Source organism: Mitsuokella sp. oral taxon 131 str. W9106 (assembly GCF_000469545.1).
GTDB lineage: Bacteria > Bacillota > Negativicutes > Selenomonadales > Selenomonadaceae > AWVT01.
The window spans coordinates 1-833 of the sequence record NZ_KI273054.1 but is presented as its reverse complement, the minus strand read 5'-3'; the positions used below and the strand labels follow the sequence as shown (position 1 = coordinate 833).

Here is an 833-nt window from a genome sequence, read left to right as displayed (position 1 = left end):
TGGCTCGCTGCCGCGATCTCCTCGGTCGAAGCCGCCTGCTCCTCCGATACCGCGCTGACGTCCGTCGCCTTCTGCTGGACGTTGTGCGACACCTCGCTGATGCGGTGCACCTGCTTGGCCGTCTGCTCACAGGCATCGCGTCCCTGTGCGCTGATCTCGCTGAGCGTTTGGATTTCCGCCGACAGGTCGGTCACGAGCTCCGCGATGCGGTCGAACTCCTTGCTTGCGGATTGGACATGGGTGACGTTCTTCTTGACCTCCGCCTGCTGCGCCTTCGTGAGGTCGAACGTCTGCTGGATCTCGTCGCCGTTCTTCTTGATGACGCCGCTGATTTCCTGCGCCGCTTCCTCCGACTGCTCGGCCAGCTTGCGCACCTCGTCCGCGACGACGGCAAAGCCCCTGCCCTGCTCGCCGGCGCGCGCCGCCTCGATTGCCGCGTTGAGCGCGAGGAGCTTCGTCTGGCCCGCGATGTCCGTGATGACCTCATTGATGTCGGCGATGCTCTTCGAGCCGTCGTAGAGCTTCTGCACCGCGCTGTCGACGCTCTTCGCGCCGCGCGCAAGCCCCTCGACGCCCTCGACGACGGAGTTCAGCGTGTCGATGCCCTCCTTCGTCGCGTCCTGCGTGTGGTTTGCCGCGTCTGTCGCGTGCTCCGCCGCCTTCAAGGCACGATCCATGGAGGCCTTCATGCCGTCCACGGTCTCGGTCGCGTTCTCGACGATATGGCTCTGCTCCGCGCTCTGCTCCGCGATCGAGACGACGGACTCCGCCGCCGACTGCGATGCCTGCGCCGTCTGGTTCGCGCTCGCCGTCAGCTCCTCGCTCGACGCCGA

Annotated in this window: 1 protein-coding gene; it reads right to left on the bottom strand. The window is 66.3% G+C overall.

Features of this window, described 5'->3' with window-relative positions; all coding sequences use genetic code 11:
* The coding region (locus HMPREF1985_RS02425) for a methyl-accepting chemotaxis protein (protein ID WP_021770855.1) at window positions 1-833 on the bottom strand (833 nt) is incomplete at both ends.